Annotated in this window: 18 protein-coding genes and 1 tRNA gene; 10 read left to right on the top strand and 9 right to left on the bottom strand. The window is 62.2% G+C overall.

Going from position 1 to position 16,795, the window contains the following annotated elements; all coding sequences use genetic code 11:
• Positions 1-14: 14 nt before the first annotated feature.
• A complete protein-coding gene (locus tag GVK95_RS16725; RefSeq protein WP_159951631.1) occupies positions 15-677 on the top strand; it encodes a TlpA disulfide reductase family protein in 663 nt (220 codons plus the stop codon).
• A gap of 320 nt (positions 678-997) precedes the next feature.
• Here the strand turns inward: GVK95_RS16725 and GVK95_RS16720 are convergent, their stop codons facing one another.
• From GVK95_RS16720 to GVK95_RS16710, 3 genes are all read right to left on the bottom strand, one after another.
• The gene (locus GVK95_RS16720; RefSeq protein ID WP_159951629.1) at positions 998-1,879 is read right to left on the bottom strand and encodes a 3-hydroxybutyryl-CoA dehydrogenase; all 882 of its coding nucleotides are present in this window, start codon (positions 1,877-1,879) and stop codon (positions 998-1,000) included.
• 146 nt (positions 1,880-2,025) lie between these two features.
• The gene (locus GVK95_RS16715; RefSeq protein WP_159951627.1) at positions 2,026-2,955 is read right to left on the bottom strand and encodes an electron transfer flavoprotein subunit alpha/FixB family protein; all 930 of its coding nucleotides are present in this window, start codon (positions 2,953-2,955) and stop codon (positions 2,026-2,028) included.
• A gap of 25 nt (positions 2,956-2,980) precedes the next feature.
• Entirely contained in the window at positions 2,981-3,730 is a 750-nt protein-coding gene (locus tag GVK95_RS16710; protein ID WP_159951625.1) for an electron transfer flavoprotein subunit beta/FixA family protein, read from the bottom strand.
• Here GVK95_RS16710 and GVK95_RS16705 point away from each other — a divergent pair.
• The gene (locus tag GVK95_RS16705; protein ID WP_159951623.1) at positions 3,729-3,875 is read left to right on the top strand and encodes a hypothetical protein; all 147 of its coding nucleotides are present in this window, start codon (positions 3,729-3,731) and stop codon (positions 3,873-3,875) included. The two genes, GVK95_RS16710 and GVK95_RS16705, sit on opposite strands and share 2 nt — an antisense overlap.
• Before the next feature lie 40 nt (positions 3,876-3,915).
• Here GVK95_RS16705 and GVK95_RS16700 read toward each other — a convergent pair whose 3' ends face one another.
• The 4 genes from GVK95_RS16700 to GVK95_RS16685 form a co-directional block, all read right to left on the bottom strand.
• Positions 3,916-4,713 carry a rhomboid family intramembrane serine protease gene (locus GVK95_RS16700; RefSeq protein WP_159951621.1) on the bottom strand — a complete coding sequence of 266 codons (798 nt, stop codon included), beginning with the start codon at positions 4,711-4,713 and terminating at the stop codon, positions 3,916-3,918.
• 1,143 nt (positions 4,714-5,856) lie between these two features.
• Positions 5,857-6,435 (bottom strand): cob(I)yrinic acid a,c-diamide adenosyltransferase, encoded by a 579-nt coding sequence (locus GVK95_RS16695; protein WP_159951619.1) that lies wholly within the window; start codon positions 6,433-6,435, stop codon positions 5,857-5,859.
• 8 nt (positions 6,436-6,443) lie between these two features.
• Entirely contained in the window at positions 6,444-6,641 is a 198-nt protein-coding gene (locus GVK95_RS16690) for a twin transmembrane helix small protein (protein ID WP_159951617.1), read from the bottom strand.
• A gap of 28 nt (positions 6,642-6,669) precedes the next feature.
• Positions 6,670-7,494 (bottom strand): SDR family oxidoreductase, encoded by an 825-nt coding sequence (locus GVK95_RS16685; RefSeq protein WP_159951615.1) that lies wholly within the window; start codon positions 7,492-7,494, stop codon positions 6,670-6,672.
• An 88-nt stretch (positions 7,495-7,582) separates the two neighbouring features.
• On the opposite strand from GVK95_RS16685, the gene GVK95_RS16680 reads away from it, so the two are divergent.
• Positions 7,583-8,476 carry a YihY/virulence factor BrkB family protein gene (locus GVK95_RS16680; RefSeq protein WP_159951613.1) on the top strand — a complete coding sequence of 298 codons (894 nt, stop codon included), beginning with the start codon at positions 7,583-7,585 and terminating at the stop codon, positions 8,474-8,476.
• Here the strand turns inward: GVK95_RS16680 and gluQRS are convergent.
• Positions 8,444-9,337: a tRNA glutamyl-Q(34) synthetase GluQRS gene (gluQRS, locus tag GVK95_RS16675; protein ID WP_159951611.1), complete on the bottom strand. Its 894-nt coding sequence runs from the start codon at positions 9,335-9,337 to the stop codon at positions 8,444-8,446. The two genes, GVK95_RS16680 and gluQRS, sit on opposite strands and share 33 nt — an antisense overlap.
• 108 nt (positions 9,338-9,445) lie before the next feature.
• On the opposite strand from gluQRS, the gene GVK95_RS16670 reads away from it, so the two are divergent.
• On the top strand, positions 9,446-10,087 hold the full coding sequence (locus tag GVK95_RS16670; RefSeq protein ID WP_159951609.1) for a DNA-3-methyladenine glycosylase 2 family protein: 642 nt from the start codon (positions 9,446-9,448) through the stop codon (positions 10,085-10,087).
• 97 nt (positions 10,088-10,184) lie between these two features.
• Positions 10,185-10,742, top strand: coding sequence for an HNH endonuclease (locus GVK95_RS16665; RefSeq protein WP_159951607.1), 558 nt, complete (start codon positions 10,185-10,187; stop codon positions 10,740-10,742).
• A 4-nt stretch (positions 10,743-10,746) separates the two neighbouring features.
• Here the strand turns inward: GVK95_RS16665 and GVK95_RS16660 are convergent, their stop codons facing one another.
• A complete protein-coding gene (locus tag GVK95_RS16660) occupies positions 10,747-11,256 on the bottom strand; it encodes a disulfide bond formation protein B (protein WP_159951605.1) in 510 nt (169 codons plus the stop codon).
• A 304-nt stretch (positions 11,257-11,560) separates the two neighbouring features.
• Between GVK95_RS16660 and GVK95_RS16655 the strand changes: the two genes are divergently transcribed.
• The 5 genes from GVK95_RS16655 to GVK95_RS16635 form a co-directional block, all read left to right on the top strand.
• A tRNA-Leu gene (locus GVK95_RS16655) sits at positions 11,561-11,645 on the top strand.
• Positions 11,646-12,039: 394 nt separating this feature from the next.
• The gene (locus GVK95_RS16650) at positions 12,040-14,160 is read left to right on the top strand and encodes a TonB-dependent siderophore receptor (protein WP_159951603.1); all 2,121 of its coding nucleotides are present in this window, start codon (positions 12,040-12,042) and stop codon (positions 14,158-14,160) included.
• A 146-nt stretch (positions 14,161-14,306) separates the two neighbouring features.
• Positions 14,307-15,182 (top strand): alpha/beta hydrolase-fold protein, encoded by an 876-nt coding sequence (locus GVK95_RS16645; RefSeq protein WP_159951601.1) that lies wholly within the window; start codon positions 14,307-14,309, stop codon positions 15,180-15,182.
• Between the two features lie 225 nt (positions 15,183-15,407).
• Positions 15,408-15,905, top strand: a complete 498-nt coding sequence (locus tag GVK95_RS16640; protein WP_159951599.1) for a hypothetical protein — start codon at positions 15,408-15,410, stop codon at positions 15,903-15,905.
• Between the two features lie 168 nt (positions 15,906-16,073).
• A partial coding sequence (locus tag GVK95_RS16635) for an AMP-binding protein (protein ID WP_159951597.1) occupies positions 16,074-16,795 on the top strand: 722 nt, incomplete at its 3' end.

Raw genomic sequence — 16,795 nt, 5'->3', positions numbered from 1 at the left:
TCCTGGAGAATGACATGACTGAAAAAAGACCGTCCGGCCTCTTCCCCGTCAAGCTGGTTGCGATTGCGGCGATTGCCGGCGTAATCGCCGGCGCGGCAGCGGTATACGTGAAGCAGACGGTGTCTGGCAATGGCGCGGAGACGGCAGTTGCCGGCCAATGCGAGGGTTCGGTCGCCCGCGCCAGCGCCCTGACCTCCTACATGACCGGAGATGTGGCGGCGATGGTGCCGGTCGACGCGCCAAAACTGATCGAAGGTCTGTCGTTCCGCGATGCCGCCGACAAGCCGATGACGACGGCCGATTTTGCCGGCAAGACCGTGCTGCTCAATCTCTGGGCGACCTGGTGCGTGCCGTGCCGGGAGGAAATGCCGGCGCTGAACAACCTGCAGACTGCGGTTGGCGGCGATCGTTTCCAGGTTCTGGCGATCAATATCGACAATGGCGACGCTGAAAAGCCGAAGGCGTTTCTCGAGGAAACCGGCGTTCATGCGCTCGGGCTTTACCGCGACGCCTCGATGGGCGTGTTCAACAGCCTGAAGAAGCAGGGCCTTGCCTTCGGTCTGCCGGCGACGCTGCTGATTGACGAAAAGGGCTGCCTGCTCGGTTCGATGAACGGCCCGGCCGCCTGGGACAGTCCGGATGCCAAGGCGCTGATCGCGGCTGCCGCCGGCGCCTGACTGCAGAATTCCTGCCTCTGGACGAGGGCAGGCTTTGCGCTATTCTCCCGATGGTTGTGCGGCGAAAGCAGACGCGTTCTGCCAGACGCATCGGAGAGGATAGGCCACTCCGACCAGGGCGATGGCCTCGCCGCGCAATTGGAGGGTGATCTATGTGGCCAAAACCATTTAGCATCACGTTTACGATACGGAAAACCCGCACGGGGTGGCAAGCTGCCGTGCGGGTCACATTCCGTCAGTAAACCAGAGGGGCGGGCGAAAGCTCGCCTCTCACTCCGCAAATATAGTCTTGAATGCCTCGATCAGCAAGGCGCGTACCGTCAGCGCGTCGGAACCGGCACTTCGCCGCGATAGTCGTAGAAGCCGCGGCCGGACTTGCGTCCCAGCCAGCCGGCCTCGACATATTTGACCAGCAGCGGGCAGGGGCGATATTTCGAGTCCGCCAGGCCGTCATGCAGCACCTGCATGATCGACAAACAGGTGTCGAGGCCGATGAAGTCGGCCAGCTGCAGCGGACCCATCGGATGGTTGGCGCCGAGCTTCATCGCCGTGTCGATCGCCTCGACCGAGCCGACGCCTTCGTAAAGCGTATAGATCGCCTCGTTGATCATCGGCAGCAGGATGCGGTTGACGATGAAGGCCGGGAAGTCTTCGGCAACGGTGATCGTCTTGTCGAGCGAGCGGACGAAGGTCTTCGCCGTCTCGAAGGTATTTTCGCCGGTGGCGATGCCGCGGACCAGTTCGACCAGCTTCATCACCGGCACCGGGTTCATGAAGTGGATGCCCATGAAACGTTCCGGCCGGTCGGTCGCCGAGGCCAGACGGGTGATCGACAGCGACGAGGTATTGGTGGCGAGCAGCGCTTCGGGCTTCAAGACCGGGCAGAGCAGGGCGAAGATCTTGCGCTTGACGGTCTCGTCCTCGGTCGCCGCCTCGATGACGAGGTCGGTGGCGGCCATGTCGTTGATGTCGCTCGAACCGGAAATCAGGGCGAGTGCCGCCTTGCGTTCGTCTTCGGTCAGCTTGCCGTTGGCGACCTGGCGGGCAAGATTGCCGTGGATGGTGGCAAGGCCGGCCTCGATGCGCTCCTTGGCGAGATCGTAGATGTGGACCTTGTAGCCGGCGATGGCCGAAACCTGGGCGATGCCGCAACCCATCTGGCCCGCACCCACCACGCCTACATTGCTGATCGTCGTCGTCATCCCGCTCTCCTACCCATCGAATTCAAAGTTCTTCGCAAAGATGAATGTCTTCACAAAATTGCCGGGCCCGCTTTCGCGAGCCCGGCAATTGATAGACCCATGCCGGGTGTTTTTCCAGCCCTTTCGCGGTTGCGAAGGAGAGCGGATCAAAGCGCCTTTTCAAGCTCCGGCAGGGCTTCGAAGAGATCGGCGACAAGGCCGTAGTCGGCCACCTGGAAGATCGGGGCTTCCTCGTCCTTGTTGATCGCGACGATGACCTTCGAGTCCTTCATGCCGGCGAGATGCTGGATGGCACCGGAGATACCGCAGGCGATGTAGAGCTGCGGGGCAACCACCTTGCCGGTCTGGCCGACCTGCCAGTCGTTCGGCGCATAGCCGGCATCGACTGCGGCACGCGACGCGCCGACGGCCGCACCGAGCTTGTCGGCCACCGGCAGGATGACCTGCTGGAACTTTTCCGACGAACCCAGGGCGCGACCACCCGAGATGATGATCTTGGCCGAGGTCAGTTCCGGACGGTCCGAAGACGACAGCGCGTCCGAGACATGGGTCGACAGGCCCGGATTGGCAACGGCTGCTATCGTTTCCACGGCCGCGGAACCACCTTCAGTCGCGGCAGCAAACGAGGCGGTGCGCACAGTGATCACGCGTTTGGCGTCGGTCGACTGCACGGTCTGGATGGCGTTACCGGCATAGATCGGACGCTTGTAGGTATCGGCGGACACCACTTCGATGATTTCCGAGACCTGCATCACGTCGAGCAGGGCTGCGACGCGCGGCAGGACGTTCTTGCCGACCGATGTCGCAGGCGCGATGATCGTGTCATAGCTGCCGGCAAGCGAAACGATGAGGGCCGCCAGCGGCTCTGCGAGGTTGTTGGCAAGGCTTGCGTCGTCGGCGAGCAGTACCTTGGTGACGCCCGACAGCTTGGCGGCCGCGTCGGCGGCTGCCTTGGCGCCGGCACCCGCGACCAGCACATGCACGTCGCCGCCAATCTTGGCGGCGGCCGTCAGTGTCTTGGCGGTCTGGTCGGACAGGGTTGCGTTATCATGTTCTGCCAGAAGAAGAATGGCCATTTTCGTAATCTCCTATGCGTTCCGCTTACAGCACGCCGGCTTCGTTCTTGAGCTTGTCGACCAGTTCGGCGACGCTCTTGACCTTGACGCCGGCCTTGCGGCCCGACGGCTCCTCGGTCTTCAGCACCTTCAGGCGGGCCGCCGTGTCGACGCCGAAATCGGCAGGCGACTTCTTGTCGAGCGGCTTCTTCTTCGCCTTCATGATGTTCGGCAGCGAGGCGTAGCGCGGCTCGTTCAAGCGCAGGTCGGTGGTGACGATTGCCGGCAGCTTGACGTCAATCGTCTGCAAGCCGCCATCGACTTCGCGGGTCACGGTCGCCTTGTCGGCGCCGAGGTCGAGCTTGGAGGCGAAGGTTGCCTGGCTCCAGCCGAGCAGGGCAGACAGCATCTGGCCGGTCTGGTTCGAGTCGTCATCGATTGCCTGCTTGCCGGTGATCACCAGGCCCGGCTGTTCGGCTTCGACGACGCCTTTGAGGATCTTGGCGACGGCAAGCGGCTCGACGGCGTCATCGGTCTCGACCAGGATGGCGCGGTCGGCGCCCATGGCCAGCGCCGTGCGCAGCGTTTCTTCCGCCTTGGCCGGGCCGATCGACACGACGACCACTTCCGTGGCCTTGCCGGCTTCCTTCAGGCGCAGTGCTTCCTCGACGGAGATTTCGTCGAAGGGGTTCATCGACATCTTGACGTTGGCCAGCTCGACGCCGGTGCCATCCGGCTTCACCCGGATCTTCACGTTGTAGTCAACAACCCGCTTTACGGTCACTAGGATTTTCATGGGTTCCTTCCTTCACTGCTTTCCGCCGGAAAATGCGCTTGAAAGCGGTCCGCCGTTTGTCGATTGGCGACATCGATACGCATTTTTTGTCCAAACACAACGCCTGACGCCGATTGCCGCGGCGTTTGATGACAGCAATAATTGACGTTTACGTTCACGTCAATAAGCGGCACGCCGCATGCGGTTCATCGTCCCCAATGGCTGACCCGGGGCGTGGTCCGGGCCGTCGGCTGTGCTGGCGCCGGAACAACGACTTCGGCCATGGGGCTTTCCCGGTGCTCGACGGCGCGCGGCGTGACGATGGTGCGATCGAACAGCGGCACGCCGGGGCGGCGAAGCACGAGCACCAGCAGGGCGCCGGCGATGATGCCACCGACATGGGCGCCAAAGGAGACATTGCTGTCCGCGTTGAACAGCAGCATGAAAAACTGCTGGCCGATCCACAGCGCCAGCGGAATGAAGGCGGGCAACGGCAGCGGGAAGCGCATCAGCACCAGCACCCAGACGCGCACCTTCGGGTGCAGCATCAGATAGGCCGCGACCACGCCGGAGACCGCACCCGATGCGCCGATCAGCGGCGCCTGAGAAGTCGGTGCGAGCAGTCCATGCACCAGCGCACCGGCCGCGGCGCAAACGAGATAGAACAGCAGAAACCGCCAATGCCCGAGCGCGTCCTCGACATTGTCGCCGAACACCCAGAGGAACAGCATGTTCGAGCCGAAATGCAGCCAGCTGGCATGCAGGAAGGCATAGGTCACATAGGTGCTGTCTTCCGGAACCAGTACCAGAGAGGGGTCGAGATCGGCAAAATCGAAAACAACCGCTGCAATGAAACCCAGGCCGTAGATACACATCTCCAGCAGCTTTTCCGGCATCATCAGGGTCAATACATGGACCACCACATTGGCAGTGATCAGCCCAAGGGTCACATATTGCCGTTTGATATGCTTCAGCGCGTTGCGATCATGCAATGGAATAAACATCGTGCCTCGTCGCGCCTGGCTTTCGGTTGGTGGCCAGCCTAGCCGATGTGTGATGTGCGCAACAGGGGTCTGCAAGGCATTGTCGCATTCCGCACCTGTCGCGGGGATGACTTTTCCAATTCCCCCAGTCTTTTCAATAAAACGCACCCCATTTCATCCCCCTGGTTTTGAGCCGTGCCATACTCTCCCCGTTCCGCCTTCGGATACACCGGGTGTTGCGAGCCCGGCGAAGCGGAACCGGCGCCGGAGGGCGCGGCTGTCGCAGGCCAGACCCTCCGGGCCGGATGCAACGGTCTCCCTCTGGTGGAGGGATGATGGATGGCAAAGACCTCGGATGGTTTGAGCCAACCTCGATCCCAACGGCCATCGGGCGTGCCTCAGCGGCACACAAACAAGGCGCCGGACCTGGCTGATTGATTGAGTGATTGATTGATCGGGTCCGGTGACAAAGACGGCGGGAGCTATGGTCGCAAATGACCCGCTCCCCGGGCGAGGGTCAGGTCGGGATGTGCGCACATCCGCCGAGAACCTGAAACCTCCCGGGCACCCGGCCAGGACGTCTCAACCAGGCGTTCCGGACCCAAGCCCGGTTGACGACGAGACTTCGGTCTCAAAGCCAGAGCCGCCTTGCCAGAGAGACGCATGCAACCGGCAAAAATCGCCGAACGGGGCGCCGGAAGGAGCCATATAAATTATTCAATCAGGTTGCTTCTGGCGCCCTGTCCGAGACTGACACGCTATCCCCGGAGGAGGACAATCCGACCGGTGGTTTGGCATGGGATTTTTGAAGGTTTTGAAGTTTGAGCATGACGCCGACAGGTTAAGCAGAAACCGTCAGTGCCAGTTCGCCCCCCTCTGTCGGCTCCGCCGACATCTCCCCCACACGGGGGGAGATCGCCGAGACCTCGGCGCAAGGGAGAGCAATGGACTGCATTGCTCAGGTAAACACATGGACGACAAGACATCGCACCATTGCATCGGCTTCGAACACACAAGATTTCCGGTTGGTCGAGCGGCCAACCCCGGTCGATCTCCCCCCGTGTGGGGGAGATGCCCGGCAGGGCAGAGGGGGGTGTTGCCGGGCACAAGGACGCGACAAAATTACAAACCCCGGATGCACGAATACCCGCGCAATTCCCAAAGCTACCTATTCTTCCCCGGCACCCACAAAACATCCGCCTTGCCGTCGTCATTGGCATGGCGGGCGGCGACGAAGAGGAAGTCGGACAGCCGGTTGATGTATTTCAGCGCCGCGCCACCGACCTCTTCGCCCTCGATGCGCGACAGATCGACCATGATGCGCTCGGCGCGGCGCGCGATGGTGCGGGCAAGATGCAGGTGGGCAGCAGCAGGGGTGCCGCCGGGCAGGATGAAGGATTTCAGCGGGTCGAGGCGGGCGTTGACCGCGTCGATTTCCTGCTCGATGCGATCGACCTGGGACTGGATGATGCGCAGCGGCTCGTAACTCAGCACCTCGCCGGTGTCGGGGGCGGCGAGATCGGCGCCAAGATCGAACAGGTCGTTCTGGATGCGCATCAGCATCGCGTCGAGTTCGGGGAGATCGGCGGTGTGCAAACGGGCGATGCCGATCGCCGAATTGGTCTCGTCGATCGTGCCATAGGCATCGACGCGCAGGTCGTGTTTCAGGCGGCGTGGACCCGATACCAGGGCCGTGGTGCCGTCATCGCCGGTGCGGGTGTAGATCTTGTTGAGCTTGACCATCTGTTTTCTCAGCGTCCGCCGCCGGTGACCCACAGCGTCAGCATGATCAGCGCAATGGCGATCGCCTGCAGCACGATACGCGCCTGCATCAGCTTGTTCGAGGTATTGCCGCTGCCGCCCTTCAGCATGGTGAAAAGGCCGCGCATCAGAACGATCACGACGAGGCCCATGACGATCAGGGTAAGCGTAGTAAGGAAGGCTGACATGGCGTGTTTATGCCCTTGTTGGTGCTGGTCAGTCCAGCGATCGCATCAATCTGTAGAAGAGGTCTGCCGGCAGCAGGCGCTTGAGCAGCGCACCCTGTTTCGCCGGCTTGGTTACGAGGTAATGTGGGCGCGCGCGCGTCGCGGTCAAGGCATGCTGCAGGACTTTGTAGACGGCGTCCGGTCCGAGCTTGTGGCGGTTGACCGGGCCGCTTCCATCGAGCCGCGCCAGTTGCTTGCTGTATTCTGCGGCGTGCGGCGAATGGACAAGATCGATGTTCTCGCGGATCTTTGCCAGAGCATTGGCGGTGAAGCGGCTTTCGATCGGCCCGGGCTCGATCAGGCTCACCTGGATGCCGCTGCCTTCGAGTTCCATGCGCAGCGTCAGGCTCAGCCCTTCCAGCGCATATTTCGACGCCGTGTAGGCGCCGCGCCAGCGATAGGGCAGCAGGCCGAGGATCGACGAGCACTGGACGATGCGGCCGCGACGCTGGGCGCGCATCAAGGGGATGATCCGCCGCGTCAGGTCGTGCCAGCCGAAGACATTGGTTTCGAATTGCCGGCGCAAAACGTCTGTGGAGAGGTCCTCGACCGCGCCCGGCTGGCCATAGGCGCCGTTGTTGAACAGCGCATCGATCCGGCCTCCGGTGCGCTCGGCGACGGTGTCGACCAGCCTTGCGATGCTGTCGGTGTCGGTATAGTCCATGACGAAGGCCTCGATGCCTTTGTCTTCGAGCGCTTGCATCTGGTCCGGCTTGCGGACCGTGGCGAAAACCCGCCAGCCGTCGCGCTTGAGGGCTTCGGCGCAATAGGCGCCGATGCCGGACGAACAGCCGGTGACGATGATGCTGGGCAAACGAGACCTCTTGTTCCTGTACAAACGGGAACGGGTTTCCCATATTCGTCGGCGCGTGACAATCGCGCGCCGCAACCAAGGAGACGGGATGCCGGCTTTCTTCCGCATGCTCTACAAGGTCAGCTACGATGCCCTCTACCATTTTTCAGAGGATGACGGCTGGGCCATGGCGAGCCATGTCGCGCTATCGGCGCTGCTTGCGGTGTTTCCCTTTCTGATCTTCGGTACGGCGCTGGCCGGTTTTCTCGGCGCGAACATGTTCGCCGAGACTGCGGTGCACATCATTTTCGACACCTGGCCGGAGACCATCGCCAAACCGCTGTCGGATCAGGTGGTGGAAGTCCTGACCATTCCGCGCGGCGGGTTGCTGACGGTCTCGGTTCTGGCCGCGGCCTATTTCGCCTCCAACGGCGTCGAGGCGCTCCGGGTGTCGCTGAACCGGGCCTACCGTGTGCCCGAGACGCGGCCCTGGTACATCACGCGCCTGGTCTCCTTCGGCTTCGTGCTTGGCGCGGTCGTGGTGCTGGCCGCCATCAGCGCGCTTCTCGTTGCCGTGCCGGTAGCTCTGGCCTTTGCCGAAAAGTGGTTCCCGTTCCTGAAGGAGTTCCTGGCGACGGTCGCCAACTGGCGCGTCTATGGCACGATCGGCTTGCTGGTGATCGGCCTGATGGTGTTTCACCTCGGCCTGCCGGCCGGGCACCGGCGTTTCCTCGACGTGCTGCCCGGCGTGCTGTTGACGCTGGTGCTCTGGCTGGTCGGGGCGCTGGTCTTTGCCTCGTATCTTGCCAGTTTCGCCAATTATGCGGCGACCTATGCGGGTCTCGCTTCGGTGATGATCGTGCTGGTGTTTCTCTACATGGTCGGCGCCATCTTCATCATCGGCGCCGAATTCAATGCGGCGCTCCTGAAATTCCGCGTGGTGCCGTCCAGGCGCCGCAAGCCGCCGCGCTCAGAGGCCGACGAGGCGGCGGATATCGGCTGAGTTGGCGCCGCCCTCGCGAAGCGTCGCGAGCGCGGTATTGCCATTGCTCTTTGACAGCTTGCGGCCATCGGGGCCGAGGATCAGGCGGTGGTGGTGATAGGCCGGGGCCGGCAGGCCGAGCAGCACCTGCAGCAGCCGGTGGACGGAGGTTGCGTGAAACAGATCCAGTCCGCGCACCACATGGGTGATGCCCTGTGCGCCATCGTCGAGGGTGACCGAAAGGTGATAGCTCGACGGCGCATCGGAGCGCCACAGGACGACATCGCCCCAGGCGGCCGGATCGGCGGCGATCAAGCCCCTTTCGCCATCGCCCGCTTCCTCCCAGGACAGTGGCGCGGGCAGCGCCGTGCAGGCCTCGGCCAGGGCCTTGTCCATGTCGAGACGCCAGGCATAGCGGTCGGCTGCGGCGATGTTTTGCCGGCGGATCGATGGCTCCAGATGACGTTCGTCCGTCGGATAGAGCGGCGCGCCGTCGGGATCGCGGGGCCAGATGTCGCCACCACCCTCGGCTGCTGCAACCCGGGCCTTGACCTCGCCGCGGGTCAAAAAGGCCGGATAGACGAGATCACGGGCAATCAGGTCGTCGAGGGCTGCGCGGTAGAAGGCGAAATGCTTCGACTGGCGCCGGACGGGCTTTTGCCAGCCGATACCCAGCCAGTGCAGATCCTCATGGATCGATCGTTCGAATTCCGGCGTGCAGCGCAAGCGATCGATGTCTTCCATGCGCAGCAGCAAGCGGCCTTGCATGGCGCTGGCCATGTCGGCATTGGTCAGGGCGGACAGTGCGTGACCGAGATGCAGCCGGCCGTTGGGGCTGGGGGCAAAACGCAGGATCGGCTCATTGCGGACAATCGGGATCATGGTCCTACTTGGCATGAAAGGGGTTGCGCAGAAAAGTCGCGCCGGCAAAACATCGCAGTCGATGAAACCGGCCGCAGACGGCAAGGCATACAGCATGGGATATATTCGGTGATCATCCGCAACGAGACGGATCTGGCTTTCGGGCTTGAAGCCCTGCTTGAGGCCGACCCCGGCCTTCGGCCGATTGCCGAAGGCTGCGGCGAATTGCCGCTGCGGCTGGCTGATGCCGATTTTGCCGGGCTGGCGTCGATCATCGTATCGCAGGTTGTGTCGCGGGCAAGCGCCGATGCGATCTGGCGGCGGATGACGATGGTACTGGGCGCGCGCCCGACCGCCGCCGGTTACCTGGCGCTCGATGCGGCCGGAATTGCCGGTTTCGGGCTTTCCCGCGCCAAGGTCGAGGCGCTGCGGACGGTGGCGAATGCCGAGACGGAAGGCCGGCTCGCGCTTGCCAAGATCGCTGCACTGCCGGCGGCGGAGGCCGTTCGGACGCTGACCGCGCTGAAGGGCATCGGCCCTTGGACAGCCGAGGTCTACCTGATGTTTTGCGGCGGCCATGCCGATATCTTCCCGGCCGGCGACGTGGCGCTGAGGATCGCTGTCGGGCATGTGCTGTTTGACGGACGACGACCGGAGATTGCCGAGGTCAAGGCGGTGACCGAGGCCTGGTCGCCCTGGCGTTCGGTGGCCGCCCGGCTGTTCTGGGCCCATTATGCCGGCATCACCGGACGGGTGGCGGTGCCGCGCTGAGCACCGCTTCGGTGCGCCATCATTATTTGGGCTTCACAATGCTGTAACAACGGACCTAATATAGAAGTGCAGATGCCGAATCGATCAGGAGAACGCCTTGACGATTGCAGTTTCGCCCCAGGCCCTGCCGGCGCTCGTTCTGAACGCCGACTACCGGCCACTGAGTTATTATCCCTTGTCGCTCTGGTCCTGGCAGGACGCGATCAAGGCGGTCTTCCTTGACCGTGTGAATATCATCGCTGAATACGATCAATCGGTCTGCTCGCCGAGCTTTTCGATGCGGCTTCCGAGCGTCGTCAGCCTCAAGACCTATGTGCAGCCGACGCGCAATCCGGCCTTTACCCGCTTCAACGTCTTCCTGCGCGACAAGTTCGAGTGCCAGTATTGTGGCTCGGAAGACGACCTGACCTTCGACCATGTCATCCCGCGCGCCCATGGCGGCGAGACGACCTGGGAAAACGTCGTGGCGGCCTGTTCGCCCTGCAATCTGCGCAAGGGATCTAAGCTGCCGAAGCAGGCCAGCATGTTCCCTTATCAAAAGCCCTACCGGCCGACGGTGCAGGACCTGCACAACAACGGCCGGCGCTTTCCGCCGAACTACCTGCATGACAGCTGGGTCGACTATCTCTACTGGGATTCGGTGCTGCAGCCCTGACGCGTCAGCGCTTCTTGCGCAGCACGCCCCAGAGGGCGACGGTGGCGAGTGCTGCACTGGTCAGCACGTTCCAGCCGGCAAAGGACAGGCCGAGCACGCGCAGCGTCGCTTCGGTGCAGGACGGCGCCTTGGTGCTGTTGAGCGCTTCAAGGACATTGGTCGGGGTTGCGCCACCGGTCGCGCCGATGCTGCAGCTGGCCGGACCGTCCCAGAATTTCCACTCGACGCCGGAATGGTAGATGCCGAGCCCCATGCCGACCAGCATCAGCACGGCGATGACAAGAAACAGCCCGCGGGTGACGACCGGCGGGCGCAGCGCCGAAGATGCAAGTGCGGCAATCCCGACGCCCAGGCCGATGTAATAGGGGTTTCTCTGCATCAGGCAGAGCGCACAGGGCACATAGCCGCCGATATGCTCAAAGCCGAGAGCGGATCCGACGACGATCACCATGCCGAGGGTGAGAAGGCCTGCAATGGCCATGTCGGAATTGGCGAGGGAGGCGACAGGGCGCATCGGATATCCTTCAGATGACAAGTTCGACCGATGCGGCGATCTACACCGCAGGGTCATGAGCAAGGCGTGTGCTGCGCCGGGCAGCCGGTGAGGGTGAAAGAGCCGGGCGGCGCGGCATTTCCGGTCCGGAATTCAGCAGAGCGTTTTTATGCAAGCGGCTGACGGCTGTAAATGGCCGTCACGGCCGCTGCGGCATCCTGCAGCGGAACTTTCGTGTGATCGCTCCGCCAGGCAAAAAGGTGGTTGACCAGCTCGGTCTCCTTCGTATAGTCCGGCGCTGTCCACCCGGCGTTTAACGCTTTGTGCCCCATTGGCGGAACTGGTAGACGCGCTCGACTCAAAATCGAGTTCCGAAAGGAGTGCTGGTTCGATTCCGGCATGGGGCACCACTTCATTTTTCCAGATACTGTTTTTGCTGACCCTTTTGGAGTTTTTATCCGCGCTCGGAATAAGGTGCGGGTGTGGTGCCACGTTGACAACTCGCACGACGGCCATGGTTTCGCTGTCCCGGCTGCTCCAGCCCCGTGTCATTTGTCGCTCGGGTAAACGGCACAAAGATCAATTGTTCAATTTCGGGCCAGGTACGGATTGTTGCAAATTTGCCAGTCTTCCCCTTAAAGATGATTAATTTAATCATCTTTAGTTGCTCGTCGAAAACTCCGTTTATATACATGCGCTCAGCGCGTTAGGCCGCCCAGCGATACGATTTCGCTGCCTCCACATATTCGTGATCTCTCCCAGGTCGCTTTCCGAAATTCTTCGCTTCCCGAAAAGGATCGCGCAATGACGTTTTCTTTCAATCAGCTCCGTTCTCATGGTCATCTTCTGAGCTCCACCATACTGGTTGGCGCCATGGCCGTTGCTTTCATGCCGGTTGCGGTTCTTGCACAGGACGAGACTGGTGATGCAACGCAGCTCGCGCCGATCGTCGTCAATGGGTCGAGTGCCGACGCGGCCAGCGAGGACAACAATACCGTGGTGCCCAAGCGCTCCTCTTCCGCATTGAAGACGGATACGCCGCTTGTCGAGACGCCGCGCTCGGTTTCCGTCGTGACCCGCAAGGAGATGGAACAACGCGCCGTGACCGACATGATCCAGGCAACGCGCTACAGCTCCGGCGTGACCACAGGCGCATTCGGCTATGACCCGCGCTTCGACCAGATCTACATCCGCGGCATCGAAACGACGACCGCCGGCGACTTCCGTGACGGTCTGCGCCAGCCGATCATGACCTATGGCTCGTTCGCGACCGAAGTCTATACGCTGGACAGGATCGAGGTGCTGAAGGGGCCGGTATCGGTGATGTACGGCGCGGCGAGCGCTGCCGGCATCGTCAACCGCATCTCCAAGCTGCCGCTCGAGGAAGCCCATCACGAGGTCGAGCTGCAATACGGCACCGTCGGCCGCAAGCAGGCCGCCTTCGACTTTGGCGGTCCGATCAATGACGAATTGTTCTACCGTATGGTCGGCGTCGCCCGCGAGGGCGAAGGTAGTTACGACATCGCCGACGATCGCTATCTCCTGCAGCCGTCGTTTACCTGGAAGCCGAGCGACGACACGACGTTCACGATCTACGGTCTGGCGCAGAAGGGCGAGACCGCCGCAAGCGCCTGGAGCTACCTGGAGGGCGATGACGTCTTCCTCTATACCGACCCGGACTTCAACAGCCAGAAGGTCGAGCAATATCAACTCGGCTACCAGCTCGAGCATGAGTTCGACAACGGCCTGACCTTCCGCCAGAACGCCCGCGTTGGCGATGTCGATCTCACGGCTCACTACCTCAACCGCGTCCTCGTCAATGCCGATGGTACGTGGCCGACGACTTCGGTGACGGACGACATGCGCACCTACCAGATCGATAACCAGCTCGAAGGCCAGTTCGATACCGGCAGCATTGCCCACACGCTGCTGACGGGTCTCGACTACACCTATGTCACCTCCGATTTTGCCATGGGCAGCGGCAGCGTGGCTGCGGGCACACCCGGCTCCAGCGTGGCGATCCCTGCGCTCGATACCTTCAACGGCAGCGACCTCAGCCAGACCGGCATCTACGCCCAGGACCAGATGGAATTCGGTAACTGGCGCGCCGTTGGCGGTCTCCGTTATGACTGGGCGCATCAGGAATCGACCGACAAGGTTGCCGGAACCACTGATGTGAAGGATGACGGCGTCCTCTCAGGTCAGTTGGGGCTGCTCTACCTCTTCGACAATGGTATCGCGCCCTATGTCAGCTACGGCACATCCTTCGTGCCATCCACGAACCTGTCTGTCACCGGTGAAGTGCTCGACCCGACGAAAGGCCGGCAGATCGAGGCAGGCGTGAAGTATCAACCGGACGGCGAGAGCTTCTCGTTGAACGCCGCCGTCTACCAGCTGGTGGAAACCGGCAAGCCGCAATATGCCGGCTATTCAAGCTTCTACTATTATGAGAACTCGGGTGAGAATACCTATACGGGCTTTGAACTCGAAGGGCGCAACGAATTCGACAATGGCATCAGCCTGGTCGCGGCCTATACCTATGCGCATGCCGAAATCACCGATAACATCGATCCGACGCTGATCGGCAATGCGCCTTCCACGGCTCCGCGTCATGTCGCATCCCTGTGGGTGAACTATGCTGTTCCGGATGACTCAGTCATGGCGGGCCTCAGTATCGGTGCCGGCATCCGTGCCACGAGTGATTCCTTCACCAGCGACGGCAACACCGGCAAGAACCCCGGCGCCGCCTATTTCGATGCGGCGCTGTCCTACGACTTCGGTGCAAAGTCGCCGGAGCTGAAGGGCCTCTCGCTCTCGATCAGCGCAACGAACCTCGCCGACCGACGCGAAGAAGTCTGCACCGACGGCTATTGCTATACCGGCCAGAGCCGTACGGTTCTCGGCTCGCTGAAATACAAGTGGTAACCGTCTGAAGCCGGCGCCGGCTTCCAGACCATTGCCGTCCCTTCCCTGTTCCGGCGCTCATGCGAGGCGCCGGAACAGGCGTTTCAGGCGCGGCCGATGATGCGGAAACGGGTGAAATCGCCGGCTGTAATGTTTGGGGAGCAAGCATGACCGAGAATGCCAATCTTTTTCCCGGGACCGTCCATTTCGACATGCAACCGGCTGCGGGCGGAGAGCCTTACCGGATCTTCCTGTTCACGCCGAAAGGCGAGTCGCCGGCCGAAGGCTGGCCGCTGCTGGTCACGACCGACGGCAATGCAACCTTTCCCTTTGCCGTCGCCAGCCTGGTGACGCAGGCGCCGTACCCAACCGGAACCAATGTCGAGTGGGGTGTGGTCGCGGCGATCGGATATCCGGGCGACGAGCCCTACAATGCGCTGCGGCGGGCCTGGGACCTGGGTCCTCCGCCGATCAAATCCTATCCACCCTATTTCGAAGGCGGGCCGCCCGTGCGCATCGGCGGTACGGGGGAGCTGCTCGACTTCATCGAGGCGCAACTGCTTCCGCGTCTGGCCGATATGGTGAAGCTCGATCCGAGCCGCAGATCGCTTTTCGGACATTCCTTCGGCGGTCTTTTCACCCTCTACGCCCTTTTCGACCGACCGGGCCTGTTTTCCAACTGGATTGCCGCAAGCCCGACGATCTATTGGGAAGGCAGTGAAATCCTCAACAACGAAGCGCGTCGCACAGACCACCCGGCGGGCGGCCAGATCTTCCTGCATCTGTCGGCCGGCGAATACGAGGGGGATGCGCTTGCGCCGTTCCAGTCCCGCAATCCTGATGGCGCCGCTCGTCTCGAGAAGAAGACGGTCGAGCGGACGGTTGGACTGGCGCAGGAAATGGCGGAGCGACTGAACCGTCCTCGCGACGGCATTCGCACCGAGTTCGAGCTTTTTCCCGGGCAGACCCATATGTCCGTGCTCGGACCAGCCGTCAATCGCGCCGTGAGCATCGCCTTCGAGGTTGTCGGCCGAGACGCCTGACGGACGCCGACGCCGGACGTGGTCGCGTCGCATCGCCGCGCAGTCGAAGGGCAAGGTGCGCGCTGCGGGCGACGAGAACGCGGCCTCGCATGGCTGGACACATTTCTGCGAACCATGATAGTCGCATAGGCTGCGCGATGGCTGATGAATTCCGAGAAATCGCTGCAATTGTTGCATTCAGGCGTTCATCATGCGGCGCCGGCATTCTCTTGAGAGAGCACGAAGATGGCAGATAAGATCAAGGCTGCGGGCAAGATCAACGCAGGCGGCAAGAAAATTCGCATGGGCCAGGCGGTTCGCCAGGTGACTGTTGATGCCGGGCTGCTGCCGAAGGTGGCGGGTGTGCCGAATGCCAAAGCTACGGAAGCCAAGGGTGCTGAAGGCAAGGCTGCTGAAGGTAAGGCGCGCGTGAGCGTCGTTTCGCCGGTTACGCCATCGGTGCTTGCCATGCGCAAGTCGATGAAGCAGCAGTCTGCTCAGGCCAAGGTCGCCAAGGTCACCGCCGCGATCGAGGCCGGCAGCGTGCCGGCGGCGGAAGCCAAGGCGCTGGTGCTGGCCCATCTGGCCAAGATCGCCGGCACTTCGGCCGTTGCCGAAAAGCTTTATCGCAGCCAGCATCTCGAGGCGTTCGGCGGACGCACGCCGGCCCAACTCGTGCGCGCCGGGGAGCTCAGGGCGTTGCTCGTGCATCTGAGCGCTGCCATGCCTGCAGCCAAGGCTTGACCGCAGGTTCTTGCCTTTCCGGTTCCTGATCGCGATCCAGTACAGTGGCCTTCTGCCGGCCTCCTCGGAGAATGCATCCCGTTTCGCACTGCGCTGCAACCGCTTGGCGATTGTGCAGTTGCGAGATGGATGTTAGCAATTCTGCGATGAACACCTGGAAAAAACGGCATGTTGCTACAGCCTAGCGCCTCCTTCGAGGGGTTGCAGCGCGATTTTCGCTGGGAGATTCCGGCTGATTTCAACATCGGCCGGGCCGTCTGTGACGATTGGGCGCTGCGGGAGCCGGAGCGGATCTGCCTCGAACATTTTTGCATGGACGGTGGGCATCTCTCGCTGACCTACGGCGCGCTTGCGGCGCAATCGTCGGCCTTTGCCCAGGCGCTGGTTTCTCTCGGTGTCGAGCCGGGCGATCGGGTGGCGCTGCTTCTGCCGCAATGTTTCGAGACGGTGATCGCGCATCTGGCGATCTACAAGATGGGGGCGATTGCCCTGCCTCTGGCTTTGCTGTTCGGCGAAGAGGCGCTGGAATATCGACTGAGCAATGCCGGTGCCAAGGTCGTGGTGACGAACACATTCGGACTGTCGCGGCTGGCGCCGATCACGGCGCGTCTGGGCGGGCTCAGGCATGTCGTGTCGATCGATCCGGCCGATGCGCCGGTGCATTCGTTTTCGGCGCTGGTCGAGCAGAATCGGGACAGTTTCGACATTGTCGCCTCCGGCCCGGACGATCCGGCGCTGATGATCTACACATCCGGCACGACAGGCGCGCCGAAAGGTGCCCTGCATGGCCACCGTGTTCTGGCCGGTCATATGCCGGGTTTCCAGCTGGCGCATGATTTTCCACCACAGCCCGACGACAAGATGTGGACGCCGTCAGACTGGGCCTGGGC

This window comes from Rhizobium sp. 18065, from assembly GCF_902706095.1.
Taxonomy (GTDB): Bacteria; Pseudomonadota; Alphaproteobacteria; order Rhizobiales; family Rhizobiaceae; genus Allorhizobium.
Note: the sequence above shows the minus strand (reverse complement) of the source record. Positions and strands in the feature narration are given on the sequence as shown.

What these genes read in the sequence shown, in the direction of transcription:
- GVK95_RS16725 (WP_159951631.1), top strand. Translation starts at nt 15, where the DNA reads ATGACTGAAAAAAGACCGTCCGGCCTCTTCCCCGTCAAGCTGGTTGCG.
- GVK95_RS16720 (WP_159951629.1), bottom strand. Translation starts at nt 1,879, where the DNA reads ATGACGACGACGATCAGCAATGTAGGCGTGGTGGGTGCGGGCCAGATG.
- GVK95_RS16715 (WP_159951627.1), bottom strand. Translation starts at nt 2,955, where the DNA reads ATGGCCATTCTTCTTCTGGCAGAACATGATAACGCAACCCTGTCCGAC.
- GVK95_RS16705 (WP_159951623.1), top strand. Translation starts at nt 3,729, where the DNA reads ATGGGTTCCTTCCTTCACTGCTTTCCGCCGGAAAATGCGCTTGAAAGC.
- GVK95_RS16710 (WP_159951625.1), bottom strand. Translation starts at nt 3,730, where the DNA reads ATGAAAATCCTAGTGACCGTAAAGCGGGTTGTTGACTACAACGTGAAG.
- GVK95_RS16700 (WP_159951621.1), bottom strand. Translation starts at nt 4,713, where the DNA reads ATGTTTATTCCATTGCATGATCGCAACGCGCTGAAGCATATCAAACGG.
- GVK95_RS16695 (WP_159951619.1), bottom strand. Translation starts at nt 6,435, where the DNA reads ATGGTCAAGCTCAACAAGATCTACACCCGCACCGGCGATGACGGCACC.
- GVK95_RS16690 (WP_159951617.1), bottom strand. Translation starts at nt 6,641, where the DNA reads ATGTCAGCCTTCCTTACTACGCTTACCCTGATCGTCATGGGCCTCGTC.
- GVK95_RS16680 (WP_159951613.1), top strand. Translation starts at nt 7,583, where the DNA reads ATGCCGGCTTTCTTCCGCATGCTCTACAAGGTCAGCTACGATGCCCTC.
- gluQRS (WP_159951611.1), bottom strand. Translation starts at nt 9,337, where the DNA reads ATGATCCCGATTGTCCGCAATGAGCCGATCCTGCGTTTTGCCCCCAGC.
- GVK95_RS16660 (WP_159951605.1), bottom strand. Translation starts at nt 11,256, where the DNA reads ATGCGCCCTGTCGCCTCCCTCGCCAATTCCGACATGGCCATTGCAGGC.
- GVK95_RS16650 (WP_159951603.1), top strand. Translation starts at nt 12,040, where the DNA reads ATGACGTTTTCTTTCAATCAGCTCCGTTCTCATGGTCATCTTCTGAGC.
- GVK95_RS16645 (WP_159951601.1), top strand. Translation starts at nt 14,307, where the DNA reads ATGACCGAGAATGCCAATCTTTTTCCCGGGACCGTCCATTTCGACATG.
- GVK95_RS16640 (WP_159951599.1), top strand. Translation starts at nt 15,408, where the DNA reads ATGGCAGATAAGATCAAGGCTGCGGGCAAGATCAACGCAGGCGGCAAG.